General features: G+C 47.5%; 18 protein-coding genes. 17 read left to right on the forward strand and 1 reads right to left on the reverse strand.

Annotated elements, in window-relative coordinates; translation table 11 throughout:
* Nucleotides 1-5: 5 nt before the first annotated feature.
* The gene (locus B5X72_RS13505) at nt 6-443 is read right to left on the reverse strand and encodes an RrF2 family transcriptional regulator (RefSeq protein ID WP_079717440.1); all 438 of its coding nucleotides are present in this window, start codon (nt 441-443) and stop codon (nt 6-8) included.
* Nucleotides 444-742: 299 nt separating this feature from the next.
* Between B5X72_RS13505 and B5X72_RS13510 the strand changes: the two genes are divergently transcribed.
* The 17 genes from B5X72_RS13510 (at nt 743) to B5X72_RS20965 (ending at nt 17,731) form a co-directional block, all read left to right on the forward strand.
* Nucleotides 743-1,960 carry a D-arabinono-1,4-lactone oxidase gene (locus B5X72_RS13510; protein WP_079717441.1) on the forward strand — a complete coding sequence of 406 codons (1,218 nt, stop codon included), beginning with the start codon at nt 743-745 and terminating at the stop codon, nt 1,958-1,960.
* Nucleotides 1,944-2,339, forward strand: coding sequence for a sensory rhodopsin transducer (locus tag B5X72_RS13515; protein WP_079717442.1), 396 nt, complete (start codon nt 1,944-1,946; stop codon nt 2,337-2,339). The genes B5X72_RS13510 and B5X72_RS13515 overlap by 17 nt, the downstream gene beginning before the upstream one ends.
* A 9-nt stretch (nt 2,340-2,348) precedes the next feature.
* Nucleotides 2,349-2,885 (forward strand): DUF2721 domain-containing protein, encoded by a 537-nt coding sequence (locus B5X72_RS13520; RefSeq protein WP_079717443.1) that lies wholly within the window; start codon nt 2,349-2,351, stop codon nt 2,883-2,885.
* A gap of 172 nt (nt 2,886-3,057) precedes the next feature.
* Nucleotides 3,058-3,561, forward strand: a complete 504-nt coding sequence (locus tag B5X72_RS13525; protein ID WP_079717444.1) for a helix-turn-helix domain-containing protein — start codon at nt 3,058-3,060, stop codon at nt 3,559-3,561.
* Between the two features lie 154 nt (nt 3,562-3,715).
* Complete coding sequence (locus B5X72_RS13530) at nt 3,716-6,241, forward strand: SLBB domain-containing protein (RefSeq protein WP_176146204.1); 2,526 nt, start codon at nt 3,716-3,718, stop codon at nt 6,239-6,241.
* The gene (locus B5X72_RS13535; protein WP_079717446.1) at nt 6,241-7,578 is read left to right on the forward strand and encodes a nucleotide sugar dehydrogenase; all 1,338 of its coding nucleotides are present in this window, start codon (nt 6,241-6,243) and stop codon (nt 7,576-7,578) included. Before B5X72_RS13530 ends, B5X72_RS13535 begins: the two co-directional genes overlap by 1 nt.
* A gap of 24 nt (nt 7,579-7,602) precedes the next feature.
* Complete coding sequence (gene rfbC / locus B5X72_RS13540; RefSeq protein ID WP_079717447.1) at nt 7,603-8,157, forward strand: dTDP-4-dehydrorhamnose 3,5-epimerase; 555 nt, start codon at nt 7,603-7,605, stop codon at nt 8,155-8,157.
* Nucleotides 8,154-9,038, forward strand: coding sequence for a dTDP-4-dehydrorhamnose reductase (rfbD, locus tag B5X72_RS13545; RefSeq protein ID WP_079717448.1), 885 nt, complete (start codon nt 8,154-8,156; stop codon nt 9,036-9,038). The genes rfbC and rfbD overlap by 4 nt, the downstream gene beginning before the upstream one ends.
* A 47-nt stretch (nt 9,039-9,085) precedes the next feature.
* On the forward strand, nt 9,086-10,198 hold the full coding sequence (gmd, locus tag B5X72_RS13550; protein ID WP_079717449.1) for a GDP-mannose 4,6-dehydratase: 1,113 nt from the start codon (nt 9,086-9,088) through the stop codon (nt 10,196-10,198).
* A complete protein-coding gene (locus tag B5X72_RS13555) occupies nt 10,198-11,286 on the forward strand; it encodes a GDP-L-fucose synthase family protein (RefSeq protein ID WP_079717450.1) in 1,089 nt (362 codons plus the stop codon). Before gmd ends, B5X72_RS13555 begins: the two co-directional genes overlap by 1 nt.
* Nucleotides 11,287-11,291: 5 nt before the next feature.
* Nucleotides 11,292-12,161 carry an ABC transporter permease gene (locus B5X72_RS13560; protein WP_079717451.1) on the forward strand — a complete coding sequence of 290 codons (870 nt, stop codon included), beginning with the start codon at nt 11,292-11,294 and terminating at the stop codon, nt 12,159-12,161.
* Nucleotides 12,162-12,167: 6 nt separating this feature from the next.
* On the forward strand, nt 12,168-13,460 hold the full coding sequence (locus B5X72_RS13565; protein WP_079717452.1) for an ABC transporter ATP-binding protein: 1,293 nt from the start codon (nt 12,168-12,170) through the stop codon (nt 13,458-13,460).
* A gap of 3 nt (nt 13,461-13,463) precedes the next feature.
* Nucleotides 13,464-14,420: a glycosyltransferase family 2 protein gene (locus tag B5X72_RS13570; RefSeq protein ID WP_176146205.1), complete on the forward strand. Its 957-nt coding sequence runs from the start codon at nt 13,464-13,466 to the stop codon at nt 14,418-14,420.
* Nucleotides 14,421-14,487: 67 nt separating this feature from the next.
* A complete protein-coding gene (locus B5X72_RS13575) occupies nt 14,488-15,162 on the forward strand; it encodes an acylneuraminate cytidylyltransferase family protein (RefSeq protein WP_079717454.1) in 675 nt (224 codons plus the stop codon).
* A gap of 4 nt (nt 15,163-15,166) precedes the next feature.
* Nucleotides 15,167-16,102: a phosphoglycerate dehydrogenase gene (locus tag B5X72_RS13580; protein WP_079717455.1), complete on the forward strand. Its 936-nt coding sequence runs from the start codon at nt 15,167-15,169 to the stop codon at nt 16,100-16,102.
* Nucleotides 16,102-16,836: an SDR family NAD(P)-dependent oxidoreductase gene (locus B5X72_RS13585; RefSeq protein WP_079717456.1), complete on the forward strand. Its 735-nt coding sequence runs from the start codon at nt 16,102-16,104 to the stop codon at nt 16,834-16,836. Before B5X72_RS13580 ends, B5X72_RS13585 begins: the two co-directional genes overlap by 1 nt.
* 1 nt (nt 16,837) lies before the next feature.
* A complete protein-coding gene (locus B5X72_RS20965) occupies nt 16,838-17,731 on the forward strand; it encodes a motility associated factor glycosyltransferase family protein (protein WP_217698143.1) in 894 nt (297 codons plus the stop codon).
* Nucleotides 17,732-17,775: the final 44 nt, after the last annotated feature.

The raw sequence follows: 17,775 nt of genomic DNA on the forward strand, positions 1-17,775 counted from the left end.
TGCCGTCAAACACCCAGTGCAAGGCGCTTTTCCTTATCGATAATATCCGCTATACTGGTATCGTTTAGGATTTGTAACATGGCGTTGCGTACGTCAATAAAGGTATCGCGGATACCGCATACCTCTTCCGATTTGCACTCGTCGCAACTCCGGTAAAAATTGAGGCTTACACAGGGCAGCAGTGCAATCGGGCCGTCAATAAGCCGCATCACCTGCGACAACCGGATATCTTCGGGCGCTTTATTCAGGTTGTAGCCGCCACCGGCCCCTTTTTTACTATACAGGATTCCTGCATTACGCATTTCTAACAAAATCTGTTCGAGGAATTTCTTCGGAATACGTTCTTCTTCCGCAATGCGTAAAATCTGCATCGGTTCCTTACCGTAATTCCTGCCCAAAACAATCAGGGCTTTGATGGCGTATTTGGCTTTTTTGGATAACATTGACGAATAGCTTTACCGTACGTAATAAGCAATACAGCTACAAAGGTACAATATTTGGAATACATCCGGGCCGCAAATCTCAGCAACGGCGCACGACAAATTCCGTTTATTCCAGTTGGCGGATTTTTGGCTGGAACGCTCACTTCGTTTACGCTCCTAGGCCAAAAATCCGGCAACTGGAAATACCGTGACTTGCTCAACATCCGAAGTATGCCGTGCACCCTACGGACAGCAATACCCTTCGCAAACATTAATCCCCCCTGGTTGTTGCATAAACAGGACTTACCTATCATGTTACTATGGAGCAAACGCTACGCCGACATACCTGGACCAGTTGGTCCGGAAGCATCCAGTTTACGCCTGAGCGACTGCTGACGCCTGTCGATGAAACAGCCCTGCAACAAATCGTCAAAGAGACCTACCATCAGGGCAAGACCCTTCGCGTGGTGGGTGCCAGCCATTCATGTTCCGATATCTACACCACCAAGGAGACACTTATCAACATGGATAAGTTCACTGGCCTGCTTGGCGCCGATCCCGGCGCACAGACAGCCGTGCTTCTACCCAATACTACGATCGAGGCGGTGGGTGAGGCCATCGCGCCTTATGCGCTCGCCATGGAAAACATGGGCCACATCGACAAACAGACATTGGCCGGTGCCATCAGTACCGGCACGCATGGCGCCGGCAAATACTTGGCTAACCTGTCTTCACAGCTGCACGGGGTCCGTCTTATCAGCGGCACGGGCGCTATACATGACTTTGATGCAGACCAGCACCCCGAAATGATGCAGGCGCTGCGCGTATCCCTGGGCTCGATTGGCCTGTTTACCGCTGTCAAGCTCAAGCTACTCCCGCAATACCGCCTCGTCCGCAAACAGTACCGCGCCTCACTGGATGACTGTTTAGCCCAGCTGGACGAACTCATGGAACTTCACCGCAATTTCTGCTTTTACTGGTATCCCCGGCGGGATGATGTAACGATCCGCACATGGAACGAAGAAGATCGCCAAGTGCCCGACCTTCCCTTCGGCCAGCTGTACAAAGAAATGCGCGGCTATGCCAAAGATGTGCTGCCTTCCGAGCAGACGTTAAAATTCAATGAACTCGAATATTCCGTAGACCTGCGTGATGCCGTCCCCTGCTTCCTCGAAATCCGCCAACGAATCAAAGAAAAACACCGCAAAGACGTGGGCTGGCGTGTGCTCTTCCGGCCGGTCAAAGGAGACAGCAACTGGCTCAGTAATGGGTATGGAAAATCCACGGTGGCCGCCATCACGCTGCACCAGAATGCCAGCCTGCCCTATCAGGCCTATTTCGACGACGTTGAACCCATATTCCATGCTTACGGCGGAAGGCCGCACTGGGGCAAGAAACATAGCATGCGCGCCGCCGATCTGGAACAGCTGTATCCCCGTTGGGCTGATTTCCAACGCATCCGCACGCAGTTCGACCCGCAGGGTATTTTCCTGAATGAACACTTAAAAACGATTTTTACGCATGACGAACAGCAATAGCCATGAACCCATCGCCGGGTATATGCGGTGGGTTATTCCCGGCGGCTACATCCCTTTGGAGAGCCATGGCCCCGAACCGGCATGTACCAGCCGCGATGAGTTAATCATCCTCAATACCCACGCCGAGGAAGCGCAGGTGAGCCTCCACGTCTATTACGCCGACCGTGACCCGGTGGGCCCATATCATATCAGCGTACCCGCCCAGCGCATCCAGTGCTTCCGCTGCAATGACCTCATCGATCCAGAAGCCATCCCCTTGGAGACCCTTTACGCGCTCGTCGTTTCGGCGGATCGGCCCATCACGGTACAATTCAAACAGCACGATTTCGGCACACACCATCAGGCAAACCATACCCTTACGGCCTATCCCGTCAGCTGACCATACCACATGGATGCGCTCTCCCACACATTGTCCGTACTATCGGCCATGATCACCCCAGTGGTGCTGATTATGGCCAGCAGTTCACTGATACTCTCCACGTCGCAGCGCCTCAGCCGATCCATCGAACGATCACGCAAAGTAAGCAGTATCATCAGTGATATCATTCGCGAAAACAGCAGCACTCCCCGGCTTGCGGATGTCCCCGTACTCATCCAACAACTGGAGCTGTCCAGCCGCCGTGCCCGCCTGCTCCAGCGCGCCATGACAAGCCTGTACATCACCCTTTTCTTCTTCGTCGCCTCATGCATCAGCATAGCGTTGGTCTACTTCCTGTCTGACGGCTATTCCTGGTTTCCGATAGCCCTTGACCTCATCGGCGTCGGTTTCCTCTGTTACGCCAGCGTCCTGCTCGTCGATGAATCCCGCATTGCCCTTTCGGCCGTCGATGCCGAGATGCAGCACACGCTGCAACAATTCAAACAATACCGTCAGCAGCAGACCCACGCTGCCAGACGCTGGCTATGGCGAAAACGAAATCGTTGATCAGATTAAGTAGTTCGTGATGTTTCCGGCTAGCAGATTTAGGCTGGAACGCTCACTGCGTTCACGCTCCTAGGCCAAAATCTGCTAGCCGGAAACAAAGATATCGTATGACGGCATTTGGAGTTTACAAAAAAGTGAGTACCTTTGTTGCTCAATTAGTCTATCGTTTTAGATGCTCGACTCACTCATCACCTCGAAGACCCGCTTGCGCCTATTGGTGAAGTTTTTCATCAACGCTGCCAATCGGGGACACATGCGAGGTTTAGCCGAAGAATTCAACGAATCCACCAACGCCATCCGCAAAGAACTCAACAACTTATCAGAAGCCGGTTACCTGGAAAAGGAAGCCGATCAAAACCGTGTTTCCTACCGCGCCAATATAAAGCATCCCTTGTTCGGTTCGTTGCAGGATATTGTACATAAGTACCTTGGGTTAGACCGGATTGTCGAGACCGTCCTCAGCCGCATGGGTGATGTCGAGCAGGTTGTACTCACCGGCGATTATGCCGAAGGGCGCGACAGCGGTTCCATTGAGGTGACCATCGTGGGGCAGGCACTCAATGCCGACTATCTCGAACAACTGGCCCCGAAGGTGGAAGGGGTGATCGCACGCAAGGTACGCTTTACGTTAAGTCAAGTAAAAACAGCGGGGGGGCTGGTGTTGTATGAGCGGTAAAATCAAGTCCATAACACAAAACCTTGGCTTATTTTTTTGTGGGTTAACATCCGACGTAACGATAAATTTGGATACTAACGCTGTGAGGACCACAGAGAATACGTACCTTTGCTCAATTTTAGCATTATATAAACACAAGAAAGCGAATAGATTGATGAAAAGAAGTATCCTGTTATTGATAGGCTTTTTGTGGTTGATTACGACACAGGCGCAGACGCAGTCACAAACGAAATCACAGAACCAATCGCAAAGCCAGTCACAGCAGCAGCAACCTCCTGTGCAATTGTCGGATATTTCCAAGGTCCGGGTGGATCAGCTGTCCGACGAGCAGATCACAAAGATCATGACCGACGCCGAAAAGCGTGGCTTGACGGATGATCAACTGCTACAAGCCCTCGCTCAGCGAGGGATGCCAGCAGCCGAGCAACAAAAGTTGCGTAGCAGGATGGCCGCGCTTCGGCAGAAAGGCTCCCCTGTCGGAAAGCGTGCTGCCGCTATGCCCACACCGATGGATCAGCAAGGACGCCAGGTAGTCGACACGACAACTGCCTTTGTCGACAGCTTGATGATTGTTGAGGAGGAGGCCGATACCAGCCGTATATTCGGCGCCAAGCTGTTCCGCAATACCAATATCCAATTCCAGCCCAATCTCAATATCCCGACACCGAAAAATTATGTGATCGGCACAGGCGATGAACTCCTGATCGATGTAACCGGCGATAACGAGGAAAGTTACAGATTGACGGTATCCCCTGAAGGAACTATCAATATTGATTATGTCGGGATTATATCCGTTGGCGGATTGACCATCGAAGACGCAACCAGCAAGTTGAAACAGCAACTGCAATCGATATATTCGCGATTACGAACAGGGGGGACACGCCTGTCACTCACGCTGGGCAATATCCGCAGCATCAAGGTGACGCTCACGGGCTACGTCACCCGCCCGGGCACATACACCCTGCCGTCGCTGGCCAACGTATTCCATGCGTTGTACGCATCCGGCGGCCCATCCGACAAAGGAACTTATCGCGGCATCCAGCTCATCCGTAACAACCGGGTGATAGAAACCATCGACACGTATGATTTTCTGACCAAGGGCATCCAGCCCGGCAATGTGCGGTTGGAAGATGGCGATGTCATCCATATACCCGTGTTTAACCGCCATGTCACCGTCGATGGGCTCGTAAACAACCCCGGCATCTTCGAGCCGGTAGAAAGCGAAACATTGGAAGACGTGCTGCGCTTTGCAGGCGACTTCTCCCCCGAGGCTTACCGGGCCAAGGTCAAGGTACTTCAGGTTACCGACCGTCAGCGCAGCGTAGCCGATATCTATGCCGAAGACTTTAGTAGTTATACTCCGAGAAACGGTGACCATTACATCGTGGAGGAGGTTCTCGACCGGTATGCGAACCGCGTCGCTATCGAAGGCGCGGTATTCCGCCCCGGATTGTATGCCCTTACAGACGGGCTTACCCTTCGGGAGTTGATCCGTCGAGCCGATGGCCTCAAGGAGGATGCGTTCATGTCGCGGGCTTATATCAACCGCCTGAATCCCGACAATACCCAGCAGCTCATCACGGTAGACTTAGCCCAGCTCATGGCCGGCTCTACGCAACAAGACCACGTGCTGCAGCGTGAAGACAAGGTCATCATTTCATCGATTTTTGATCTCCGCGAAGAATACACCGTGTCCATCAGTGGGCAGGTGCGCAAACCTGGCGAATTCGAATATGTAGAGCAGATGACCCTCGGTAACCTCATCCAGATGAGCGGCGGGCTGGCAGAAGCCGCCAATATCGAGTATATCGACGTTGCCCGCCGTATCCGCCGGAATACCAACGAGCGGGATTCAACGATTTCTGAACTGGTACGGGTTAGTTTTGATAGCCGCGAGGAAGCCGTGCAATCCGACTTCGTGCTGCAGCCGTTTGACATGGTCAGTGTGCATACCAGCACCGGTTATCAAGTGCAGCGGCTCGTACGTATCGAAGGGGAGGTCATGTATCCGGGCGAGTATGTGCTGCTGAAGAAAGACGAGAAGGTCTCTGACCTCATCCGGCGTGCCGGCGGTGTCACCGAATTTGCCTATTTACAAGGCGCTTCACTGCAGCGGAAGGCATCAGACGCAATGGTCTCCCAGAGCCACGGCGCGTTGACGAGCCAAGATCAACAGAAGCTAGACGAGTTGGAGCAGGAACAACGTGAGCTGCAAAGCTTAGCGTTGGAAAACATCGCCGAAGCGGGCACTAACACCGAACTATTTTTCAGCAATTACGTGGGCATCCATTTGGATAAAATATTAGCGGGCAATCGCAAATACGACATCCCATTGGAAGACGAGGATGTCATCGTGGTGCCGCGGCAGTTACGCACTGTCACGGTCCGCGGTCAGGTGCTCAACCCCAACCGAGTCGTGTATCAAAAGGGCAAGCCGCTGCGTTATTACATCAACCAAGCCGGTGGCTTTACGTCCAAGGCCCACAAGCGCAAAACGTTTGTACAGCATGCCAACGGTGCTGTTGAAGGAAGCAGAGGTGGTTATCCTGAGGTGCTGCCAGGTAGTGAAATCATTGTACCCACGAGACCTGATCGGGAACGAATTCCTGCACAGGCTTGGGTGAGCATGGCTAGTGTGATTACCTCAATGGCCGCGGTGATTGTTAGTTTATTGAGGTAATGGGGCATGTAAATGCAGAACAGCCAGGAGTCAATGCTTCCACTCCCTCAGCAATAAACGCCAAAATTGCTGTTATTGGGTTAGGCTACGTTGGTTTACCCCTCGCCATTGAATTTGGAAAAAAATATGACGTCCTTGGTTTTGATATTGATATAGAGCGGGTTTCAGAGTTGAAATCGGGAAAAGACCGTACTCAAGAAACTGACTTCAACGACCTGGCCGTTGCCTTAAATTTAAAAGAAAAAGATGGTATCGGACTAACTTTCTCCACGAATATCGAAGACCTGCATCCGTATGACACATATATTGTCACCGTTCCTACTCCGATAGATCACTTCAAAGCGCCAGACCTAACCCCCCTAATAAAAGCATCCGAGATGTTGGGAAAAGTGATCGGAAAAGGTAACATCGTCATCTATGAGTCGACGGTTTACCCGGGGTGTACCGAAGAGGATTGTGTACCCGTATTAGAGCAAGTATCGGGTTTGAAATTTAATGAAGATTTTTTTGTCGGGTATTCCCCCGAGCGCGTCAATCCGGGAGACAAAGTCAATACGCTGACCAAGATCAGAAAGGTCACCAGCGGCTCTACCCTCGAAACCGCCCGTTGGGTTGACGACCTGTACCGGTCCATTATTAAAGCCGGCACACACCGGGCGCCCAGCATTAAGGTCGCCGAAGCCTCCAAGGCTATTGAAAACGCGCAACGGGATGTTAATATTTCTTTTGTCAACGAATTGGCCTTGATCTTTGACCGGATGGGTATCGATACCTACGACGTGCTAGCTGCAGCCGGTACTAAGTGGAACTTTCTCCCCTACAAGCCGGGCCTGGTGGGTGGGCATTGTATCAGCGTGGATCCCTATTACCTGGCACACCGGGCAGAACGCCTGGGCTACACACCCAACGTCATCCTTTCCGGCCGTCGTGTTAACGAACAGATGGGCGCCTTCGTGGCCAGTAAAGTCGTGAAGTTGATGCTGCAAAAGAATATTTCGGTCAAAGGTGCCCGCGCGTTGATTATGGGCATTACGTTCAAGGAAAACTGCCCCGACATCCGCAATACCGGCGTGGTAAACATCTACAACGAGCTCGTTCAATTTGGCCTATCGGTAGACCTCTATGACCCTTGGGCCGATGCCAAAGCGGTCAAGCACGAATACGGATTGGACATGGTCCATAAAATGGAAGATACCGCCGTTTATGATGCCGTCGTCGTCGCTGTGGCACATCGCGAATTTTTGACGTTTGATTACCAAAAAATCAAGCGGCACAATGGGGTAATTTTTGACACGAAGGCATGTTTGGACAGAAGGCTCGTGGACGGGAGGTTGTAAGTTTAAAAATTGTAGTTCACAGATATGAAAGTAACCGAAACCAAGTTAGCAGGATGCTTTATCATAGCACCCAGCAAGTTTGAAGATAGCCGAGGTTATTTCTTTGAAAGTTTCAATGAAGCGAAGTTTCAAGAGGCCATTGGCGCGAATACGCACTTTGTACAGGATAACCAGTCCTTTTCCAGGCGGGGTGTGCTGCGTGGATTACACGCCCAAGCCGGCGAACATGCCCAGGCAAAGCTGGTACGGGTACTTCAAGGGGAGGTACTTGATGTAGCCGTAGATGTCCGGCCAGGTTCAGAAACATTCGGGCAACACGTAGCGATACAGCTTTCAGACCGGAATATGCTACAACTATACATTCCACGAGGCTTTTTACATGGCTTTGTCGTGCTTTCAAAAACCGCCGAGTTCTTTTACAAATGTGACAACTATTACCATAAAGCATCTGAAGCCGGTATTCGGTTTGATGATCCCGCCTTAAGGATTGATTGGTTATTGCCGAGTGCCGACATCATTATTTCGGAAAAGGACAACGAACTCCCCTTATTCAGCGAAGTTTATACCGATAAGGCATGAAGCTATTAGTTACCGGCACTGGAGGCCAGTTAGGTTCCGAATTAAAGGATTTAAGCGCGTCATACAGTGGATATGATTTTATTTTCGTAGGAAGGAAGGAATTTCCATTGGAGGACATTGGCGGCATAGCCGGACGATTGGATGCATTAAAGCCAGACACCATCATTAACGCAGCTGCCTATACCGCAGTCGATCTGGCCGAAACAGCGGCCGATTCCGCCGATCGCATCAATCACCTGGGCGTTGGTCAAATCGCTGATTGGTGCCGGGGCAACCGGGCGAAACTCGTGCATCTATCGACCGACTACGTGTTTGACGGCAATAATGACCAGCCGATAGTTGAAGAATCCGCCAAAAATCCCATCAACACATATGGGCAAACCAAGCATTTGGGCGAAGAAGCCATTATCGCGTCCGGCGCGGATGCCATCATCATCCGCACGGCTTGGGTATATTCATCCTATGGCAAGAATTTTGTGAAGACGATGTTGCGACTAATGAGCGAAAGAGACGAAATTGCTGTCGTGAATGATCAGATTGGCAGCCCTACCTATGCCCATGACTTAGCCAAAGCGATCTTGGACATCGTCCATTCCGACAAGTGGGCAAATGGGGTTTACAACTATTCGAACGAAGGCCGGATTTCGTGGTACGACTTTGCTGTCGCTATCCGGGATATCCGAGGCTTAGCGTGCAAGGTAAACGGCATTCCAACCGAGGCGTACCCCACTCCCGCCAAACGGCCGCAATATTCCCTGCTGGACAAGCGGAAAATCAAAGCAACGTTCGGTGTGGCCGTACCGGATTGGCGCGCAAGTTTGACCGCATGCTTAGGCAAGCTGAAACCAACAAGTAGACAAAATTTGCAACCTTACACATAAATGAGTACTTTTGTTGCTCAATTTGCGAACAGATAAAACCACGGCAAATGAAGACAGCGTTTATTACAGGAGTTACTGGTCAGGATGGCGCCTATTTAAGCGAATTCCTCTTAAAAAAAGGATACACGGTCCATGGCCTCAAACGGCGGACATCGCTATTCAACACCGATCGGATTGACCACCTGTATGAAGATCCCCATGTCGCCCATCCTAAATTTGTGCTGCATTACGGTGACATGACGGATAGTACGAATCTTATCCGGCTCATCCAGGAGATTCAGCCCGACGAGATCTACAACCTCGCCGCGATGAGCCACGTCAAGGTCAGCTTTGACACGCCAGAATACACCGCCAATGCCGATGGCATCGGTACCCTGCGCTTGCTGGAAGCTATCCGGTTTTTGAGGTTAGAAAAGAAAACCCGTATCTACCAAGCCTCCACATCGGAGCTCTACGGCTTGGTGCAAGCCGTGCCACAGTCCGAAACTACACCGTTTTATCCCCGGAGCCCTTATGCCGTAGCAAAACTTTACGCCTATTGGATTACCGTCAACTACCGGGAAGCGTATAACATTTTTGCCAGCAACGGCATTCTTTTCAATCACGAATCGCCCATCCGTGGCGAAACGTTCGTCACACGGAAAATTACCCGTGCAGCGGCTCGTATTGCCCTTGGCTTACAAGACAAGCTTTATCTTGGCAACCTCGATGCCCAGCGTGATTGGGGCCATGCCAAGGATTACGTGCGCATGATGTGGATGATTTTACAGGCGGAGCAAGCCGAAGATTGGGTCATCGCCACCGGCAAGACCACCCGTGTACGCGATTTTGTGCGGATGGCATTTGGTCAGGTCGGCATTGAACTGGAATTCCAGGGAGCGGGCGTAGATGAAAAGGGCTACGTTAAATCCTGCAGCCATCCCGATTATCAGCTGGAAACAGGCAAAGAAGTTGTCGCAGTAGACCCGCGCTATTTCCGCCCGACGGAAGTCGATCTCTTAATCGGCGACCCCACCAAGGCAAAGACCAAGCTCGGCTGGGAGCCGGAGTATACCCTTGACGATTTGGTGAAGGATATGATGGAAGGCGATATTAAACTCATGGAAAAAGAGCAATACTTAAAAGAAGGTGGCTATCAGACCCTGAATTATTTTGAGTAATGGACAAATCCTCCAAAATATACGTGGCGGGGCACCGCGGGCTGGTGGGCAGCGCTATCCTGAAAAACCTTCAGGACAAGGGTTATACTAACTTAGTGACCCGCACGCATGCCGAACTGGATTTGACCGATCCGGTAGCCGTGGCTGTTTTCTTTGCTGCAGAAAGACCTGAATATGTCTTTTTAGCTGCGGCTAAAGTGGGCGGCATCGTGGCCAACAACACTTACCGTGCCGATTTCATCTACGAAAACTTGATGATCCAAAATAATGTGATTCACCAGAGTTACAAGCACGGCGTCAAGAAATTGCTGTTTTTGGGCAGTACGTGCATCTATCCCAAAGAAGCCCCGCAGCCCATGCCGGAGGATTCCTTGCTGACAGGGCCGTTGGAATACACCAATGAACCCTATGCCATTGCCAAGATTGCCGGTATTAAGCTCTGCGAGAGTTATAATATTCAATACGGCACCAATTTCATTTCGGTGATGCCCACGAACCTTTACGGTCCAAATGACAATTTCGACCTGGAGAAATCGCACGTGTTGCCGGCACTCATCCGTAAAATACACTTGGGCAAGGCATTGGAGCATGACGATTGGGAAGCCATTCGGAAGGACTTGAACAAACGCCCCATTGAAGGCTTTGATGGCGCCGCTCCTGGCGATGCTATCCGGAGCATCCTCGCCAAGTATGGCGTGTCCCGGATGATTGACGGAGCCGTCCAAATCGAAATTTGGGGCAGCGGGCGGCCCATGCGCGAGTTTCTGTGGAGCGAAGACATGGCCGATGCCTGTGTGTATATTATGGAACATCGGGATTTCAATGACTGCGTTCCCCAAGGAGCTAAAGAAATCCGCAATACGCATCTGAATATCGGTACGGGAGAAGACATCAGCATTGTGAATCTGGCCAGTCTCATCAAAGACGTCATCGGATTTCGGGGCACCTTCTACTTTAATACCGAAAAGCCCGATGGGACGATGAAAAAACTTACCGACCCCACTAAGCTCCAACAACTCGGCTGGAAACATCGGGTCGATTTAACGGCAGGCGTACGACAGCTATTTCAATGGTATAGCAACGATTGATTTTAATGGAAGCAACACACATAGAAGAGAAAGAGCAACAGTGGACGGAAGTCATCCGGCCAAAAACCTCCTTATTTGATTTGCGGCTCAGGGAAGTATGGCAATACCGTGACCTCCTTTGGATGTTTGTCACGCGTGATTTCATTGCGACCTACAAGCAGACCATTCTGGGTCCTACTTGGTTTTTTATCCAACCGGTACTCACGGCTGTCACGTATTCCATCATTTTCGGTGGCATTGCAGGGATAGCCACCGATGGCTTGCCACGGATGCTGTTTTACATCTCCGGCATCACCGTATGGACGTATTTCGCGGATAGCCTCACGAAGACCTCCAATGTATTCATTACCAATGCCAAGATTTTCGGTAAGGTATATTTTCCAAGATTGATTATGCCCTTGTCGATCATTACCTCCGGACTTATTAAGCTCGGCATTCAAATGTTGCTGTTCTTGGCGGTATGGGGCTACTACTTGGCCAATGGCGAACCCATTGCCCTGCAATGGCAGGTAGTTTTACTACCCTTGTTAATCGGCATCTCCGCATTGCTGGCATTGGGATTAGGGATGATTATCAGCTCACTGACCACCAAATACCGGGATTTGGCACAACTGCTCACCTTCAGCATCCAGCTGTGGATGTACGCCACGCCGGTCATCTATCCTTCCAGCCGGATTAAAGGTACTTCGTTTGCTTGGGTCAACGAATACAATCCAGTAGCTCCTATTGTGGAAGCCTTTCGTTACATGTTCACAGGCGTTGGCACCTATTCCTGGCAAGGGTTGGTCTATTCAGCGTCGGTGGCGCTTATTATTTTAGCAATCGGCACCTTGATCTTCAACAAGGTCGAAAAAAGTTTTATGGATACGGTTTAGAAAGAGATGAGCAACGTCGTTATCAAAGCAGAAAATTTATCCAAGCAATACCGCTTGGGCGAAGTCGGCACAGGCACTATCCAGCATGACCTCAAACGGTGGTGGTACAAAGTACGAGGCAAAGAGGACCCGTTTTTGAAGATTGGCGAAACTAATGACCGGACCCAAAAAGGAGCAAGCGAATTTGTATGGGCATTGAAGGACATCAACTTCGAAATCGAGCAGGGCGATGTTGTCGGTATTATCGGCCGGAATGGCGCCGGCAAGAGCACCCTGTTGAAGATTCTTTCTAAAACCACGTTACCCACCACGGGCTGCATAAAAGCGAAAGGAAGAATAGCCAGTTTGCTGGAAGTAGGTACCGGCTTCCATCCGGAATTGACAGGGCGGGACAATATCTTCCTCAACGGCGCTATTTTGGGCATGACCAAAAAAGAAATCAAAAGAAAATTTGACGAGATTGTGGACTTTTCCGGAGTCGAGCGTTATATCGATACGCCGGTGAAACGTTACTCATCAGGCATGTACGTCCGGTTAGCATTTGGCGTAGCCGCCCATCTGGAATCTGAAATCCTAATCGTGGATGAAGTTTTGGCCGTGGGGGATGCAGAGTTTCAGAAGAAAGCAATCGGGAAGATGCAGGATGTATCCACGGATGAGGGGAGAACAGTACTTTTCGTTAGCCATAACATGGCGGCAGTAAAGCAACTTTGCAATGTTGGAATGTTGTTAGAAAATGGCACGATTAAAACTTCCGGCAAAATTAATACCGTGTTGGATGCCTATGTGCAAAGAGACGAAACTATAAATCCGGTATATATAAATAATAATTTTGAAAATGAAATAATTGCAGTTTATGCAATTAAAGTTCTTGATAAAAACTTTCAGCTGGTTAATCAACATTTCCACAACGAATGTTTTTATGTTAACGTGAGCTATAAATTTAAACAGCCGACGCAGAAAATATACTTTTCCATCCATATTCACGACTCCGAGCTACAGACGATTATTTTTTCACGAGATTTTGAGAAGGACGAATCCTTCTTGGGACTTCGAGAAGAAGGCGAATACGAACTAAATATAAGAATACCAGCAATACTGGCCCCAGGGAAATATAACATCAGCCTCCATATCTCACATGCCGAGCCACCGAGAATAATGCAAGGATTTGACCACATCTGTAACTTCGAAATAGTACCTGCGGTTACTAATCAAAAAACAGCTAGCTTTATTATGAGAGGTAAAGTGATAGCTGATCTTAGCTGGGAAGTGACCCGCAAACCCATAACATTAACGTAAATTGTGACTTGTTCAATCATCATACGATCTTATAATGAAGAGCGCCACATCGGTCGCTTGATGGATGGCATCCAAAGGCAGCAACTCCCTGTTGGAGTCTCTTTAGAGGTGATTGTCGTTGATTCGGGCTCAAATGATTCTACCGTCGCCATCGCCAAAAGCATGGGCGCAAAAATAATAAAGATAAAAAAAGAAAATTTTTCGTTTGGAAGGGCTTTGAATATTGGCTGTAACCAAGCAAAGGGAGACATTTTACTATTTGCTTCAGCGCACGTATATCCTGTTTTTAATGATTGGATTGAAAAAATGATTGCTCCATTTTCTTCTCAACGCGTTGCTTTGGTTTATGGAAGACAAATAGGAAACGAACAAACACACTTTTCGGAACAACAGGTTTTTGAAAAATGGTTTCCATCAAAAAGTAACTATGTGCAGTCTACCCCCTTTTGTAACAATGCAAACTGTGCTATTAGGAAAAAGTTATGGGAGTCGCAACATTACAATGAATCACTGACAGGTTTGGAAGACCTAGATTGGGCACAGAAAATAATGAATAAAGGTCATCAAATCGTGTATGAAGCAGACGCTGTGATCGTCCATGTACACGAAGAAACACCCAAAAAAATAAAAAATAGGTATCAACGTGAGGCTATCGCTTTAAAACAGATTTTACCGCGAGTGCATTTTGATTTTTTCGATTTTCTATGGCTATTTACTTCCAATACTGCTTCTGATTGGTTCCATGCGCTACAGAAGGGAATATTGTGGAAAGAATGGAAGAACATAATATCATTCAGATTTATGCAATTTTACGGCACTTACTTAGGACATAAGCAAAAGGGTATCATCACCCAAGAGCTTAAGAATAGGTTCTATTACCCCAACGGAATTAGTAAAGCTAAACACCCTGAAAACGAGAGCCGCCGATACGAAACGGGTAAAAAGATAGAATATGATTAATCTGACACAAAATATAGCAACAACAAAGAATTAAAACTAATTTAAAGCATTATAAAAACCAATTATTATGACAATTGCCGCTTTAGTGCCCATGCGCCATTCAAGCGAAAGAGTGCCTGGCAAAAATTACCGCAATTTTGCCGGTAAACCTCTTTTCTTTCACATCGTAGAGACCCTCTTGGCGGTCAAAACTATTAGTAGCGTTGTCGTGGACACCGACAGCCCGACCGTCATGGAGTTGACCCAAAAACATTTCCCATCAGTAATCATTTTGGAAAGACCAGCACATCTGCAAGATGGCTCTGTTCCCATGAATGATGTACTGCTAAACGCCATTGACCAGGTATCTGCTGATTTCTATTTACAGACGCATAGTACGAATCCTATCCTTAGCTCATTAACAATAGAAAGTTGCATCAAGAAGTTTTCGGAAATTTACCCTATGTATGACTCGCTTTTTACCGTTACCAGAAGAAATGTGCGTTTTTGGGATACATTGGCGCGACCTATAAATCACAATCAAAATATTCTTCTAAGAACACAAGATCTACCTTCTGTTTTTGAAGAAAACTCATGCCTTTATTTATTTAGCAAAGAAATTCTGAAAAGAAAACATAACCGGATAGGCGATAGACCATTTTTGTTTGAAATCCCGGAGATAGAGGCCCAGGACATAGACGTAGAGTTAAACTTTAAAATGGCAGAGTTTTTATACAAAGAAATCAACGGACTAAACAACTAATCTCATGAAAGTACTAATCACGTGTCCACCTATGTTGCGAAGAATAGAAGAATTTAGGCATCTATTCTCAGCGAAAAACATAGAGCTTGTAACCCCAAATGTGGTACAGGTGTTGACAGAACAAGAATTAATAGAACTGGTACCAACAGTCGATGCCTGGATCATAGGTGATGATCCAGCTACTGCAAGCGTATTCAAAGCAGGTAAAGCAGGCAAGCTTAAGGCAGCTGTTAAATGGGGGGTCGGAATCGATAACGTAGATTTTGCTGCTTGTAAAGACCTGAATATTCCTATAGCAAACACTCCTCAAATGTTTGGAAGAGAGGTTGCTGACCTTGCCATTGCTTATTTGTTAGGATTAGCGAGAGAAACCTATTTTATCGACCGAGAAGTAAGAAAAGGGAATTGGGTAAAACCCTCCGGAATGTCTGTATCCGGCAAAACTGTTGCCGTAATAGGTTTAGGCGACATTGGTAGAGCGACTATCAGACGATTGCAAGGTTTCGATGTTAAGATCAATGCATATGATCCGTTTACCTTTTTCTCTCCCGAAGAAGTGGGGGCGAATGAAATTCTATCTTTCCCTGAAAAGCTGGAAGAAGCAGATTTTGTAATATTGACTTGCGCATTAACACCGAGTAGCTGTTATATGATAAATAAGGATAGCATTGCCTTAATGAAAGATCATGTGCGACTAATCAATGTTGCAAGAGGGCCGTTAATTAACGAACAGGATTTGATAGCTGCATTAAAATCGGGGAAAGTATATTCTGCCGCATTGGATGTGTTTGAACAAGAGCCGCTTACACCTACGAATGAATTGCGCAGCTTCGAACAGTGTATTTTCGGGACTCATAATGGCTCAAACACTGTCGAAGGGGTGAGGAGGGCGAGTTACAAGGCAATAGAACTATTGTTTGACTTCTTAAAAATCTCTTAATGAAAAAGAAAGTTTTGATAACCGGTGTACTTGGTGGAATTGGAAGTGGCCTGGCAAAAACTTTTAAAGAAGCAGACTATTTTGTAATTGGCCTTGACATAAAAACAACGCCTTCCGATTACTGCGATTTATTCATAAGTTTTGACTTGCATCGGTTTTGTTCAGATGCAAACTACAGAGATAAAATGTGCAATAAGTTTGATAACGAGATTCAAACGTTAGATGTCCTGATTAATAACGCTGCTATGCAAATACTTAGTAGCGTAGAAGAAATACGATTAGATGACTGGAATCACACTTTAAATGTAAACCTTACTGGCCCTCTGTTACTAAGTCAGTTCTTCTTGAAACAACTAGAGCAAGTACACGGGTGTATTATAAACATTGCGAGTATACATCAGCAGTTGACCAAGAAGCGGTTTGTTGCGTATGCCACTTCAAAAAGTGCCTTGGTGGGCTTGACAAAATCTATGTCGGTTGATTTACAGGGCAAAGTCAGAGTAAATGCCATAAGCCCAGCAGCAATAGACACACCGATGTTGCACGAAGGATTTAACAACGACAGCACGATGGTACAAAAGTTAAACGATTTGCACCCTCTACGGAGAATAGGAAAACCAGCAGAAGTATCAAAGTTAGCATTGCTATTAGCTGAGGACGGGCTTGGATTTATCAACGGCGCTAATATACAGATTGACGGAGGAATAAGTAACGTTTTAAAAGATTTAGATTAAAATGACAAAGCCACCAATCAGTGACAAAATTAAAAGAGGGTTTACAGGATTAACCTTACTTGGCAAGATGTATAGGTTTATCGCAGGCGACTGGCGCAGGTTAAACTGGTTAAAAGAACATAGGCAGAATGGCGTACCCTTCGAATGGTCCAAAAATAATGACTATTTAGATTGGTTTTATAAATACCGCCCTCACCTCGCCAAATTCAAAGATATCCATAAAGGCCAAGATTGTTTTATTATAGGAAATGGCCCTTCCCTCAATCAAACAGATTTGAATTTACTAAACGGGTATCATGTGTTTGGATTAAACAAAATCCATTTAATATTTGAGAAATATCCACGATTGAAATTATCCTATCATGTTACTGTGAATCCTCTGGTTATTGAGCAGATTCAGAGAGAAGTGGAAGAGGGAGTCTTCGATTGCCCTACCTTTTTATCTTATCAAGGATCGAAAGGGGTTAATTTTTCCAGCAAAAATGTCTATAAACTTCTTACTTGCGGTAAATGGTCGTTTTATAAAAACGTGATGGAGCCTATCAACGAGGGCTATACAGTAACTTACGTCGCTATGCAACTTGCTTATTACATGGGCTACAAAAATGTTTTTTTAGTAGGAGTGGATCACAATTTCTCTCAAGTTGGGAAGCCAAATGAATTGCAGGATTTTAAAGGTGACGATCACAACCATTTTCATCCCGATTACTTCAAAGGACAGCTATGGCATTTGGCTGATTTGGAAGGAAACGAGGCATCATATGCATTGGCAAAACACCAATTTCATGAAGATGGCAGGGAAATATTCAATGCTACTGTTGGGGGAAAACTAAATATCTTTAAAAGGATTACATTTGAAGAGGCTTTACAACGTGCGAAAAAAATGCCCGAATAATCCTTATTGGTCAAAACGAGTTAAACAATAAAAGACAAGTAATT

The sequence above is a fragment of the Parapedobacter luteus genome, from assembly GCF_900168055.1.
In the GTDB taxonomy this organism is placed as follows: domain Bacteria; phylum Bacteroidota; class Bacteroidia; order Sphingobacteriales; family Sphingobacteriaceae; genus Parapedobacter; species Parapedobacter luteus.

Coding starts and splice junctions, on each gene's coding strand:
- B5X72_RS13510 (WP_079717441.1), top strand. CDS start 743: ATGGAGCAAACGCTACGCCGACATACCTGGACCAGTTGGTCCGGAAGC.
- B5X72_RS13560 (WP_079717451.1), top strand. CDS start 11,292: ATGGAAGCAACACACATAGAAGAGAAAGAGCAACAGTGGACGGAAGTC.
- B5X72_RS13515 (WP_079717442.1), top strand. CDS start 1,944: ATGACGAACAGCAATAGCCATGAACCCATCGCCGGGTATATGCGGTGG.
- B5X72_RS13520 (WP_079717443.1), top strand. CDS start 2,349: ATGGATGCGCTCTCCCACACATTGTCCGTACTATCGGCCATGATCACC.
- B5X72_RS13525 (WP_079717444.1), top strand. CDS start 3,058: ATGCTCGACTCACTCATCACCTCGAAGACCCGCTTGCGCCTATTGGTG.
- rfbC (WP_079717447.1), top strand. CDS start 7,603: ATGAAAGTAACCGAAACCAAGTTAGCAGGATGCTTTATCATAGCACCC.
- B5X72_RS13530 (WP_176146204.1), top strand. CDS start 3,716: ATGAAAAGAAGTATCCTGTTATTGATAGGCTTTTTGTGGTTGATTACG.
- B5X72_RS13575 (WP_079717454.1), top strand. CDS start 14,488: ATGACAATTGCCGCTTTAGTGCCCATGCGCCATTCAAGCGAAAGAGTG.
- rfbD (WP_079717448.1), top strand. CDS start 8,154: ATGAAGCTATTAGTTACCGGCACTGGAGGCCAGTTAGGTTCCGAATTA.
- gmd (WP_079717449.1), top strand. CDS start 9,086: ATGAAGACAGCGTTTATTACAGGAGTTACTGGTCAGGATGGCGCCTAT.
- B5X72_RS13535 (WP_079717446.1), top strand. CDS start 6,241: ATGGGGCATGTAAATGCAGAACAGCCAGGAGTCAATGCTTCCACTCCC.
- B5X72_RS20965 (WP_217698143.1), top strand. CDS start 16,838: ATGACAAAGCCACCAATCAGTGACAAAATTAAAAGAGGGTTTACAGGA.
- B5X72_RS13555 (WP_079717450.1), top strand. CDS start 10,198: ATGGACAAATCCTCCAAAATATACGTGGCGGGGCACCGCGGGCTGGTG.
- B5X72_RS13585 (WP_079717456.1), top strand. CDS start 16,102: ATGAAAAAGAAAGTTTTGATAACCGGTGTACTTGGTGGAATTGGAAGT.
- B5X72_RS13565 (WP_079717452.1), top strand. CDS start 12,168: ATGAGCAACGTCGTTATCAAAGCAGAAAATTTATCCAAGCAATACCGC.
- B5X72_RS13505 (WP_079717440.1), bottom strand. CDS start 443: ATGTTATCCAAAAAAGCCAAATACGCCATCAAAGCCCTGATTGTTTTG.
- B5X72_RS13580 (WP_079717455.1), top strand. CDS start 15,167: ATGAAAGTACTAATCACGTGTCCACCTATGTTGCGAAGAATAGAAGAA.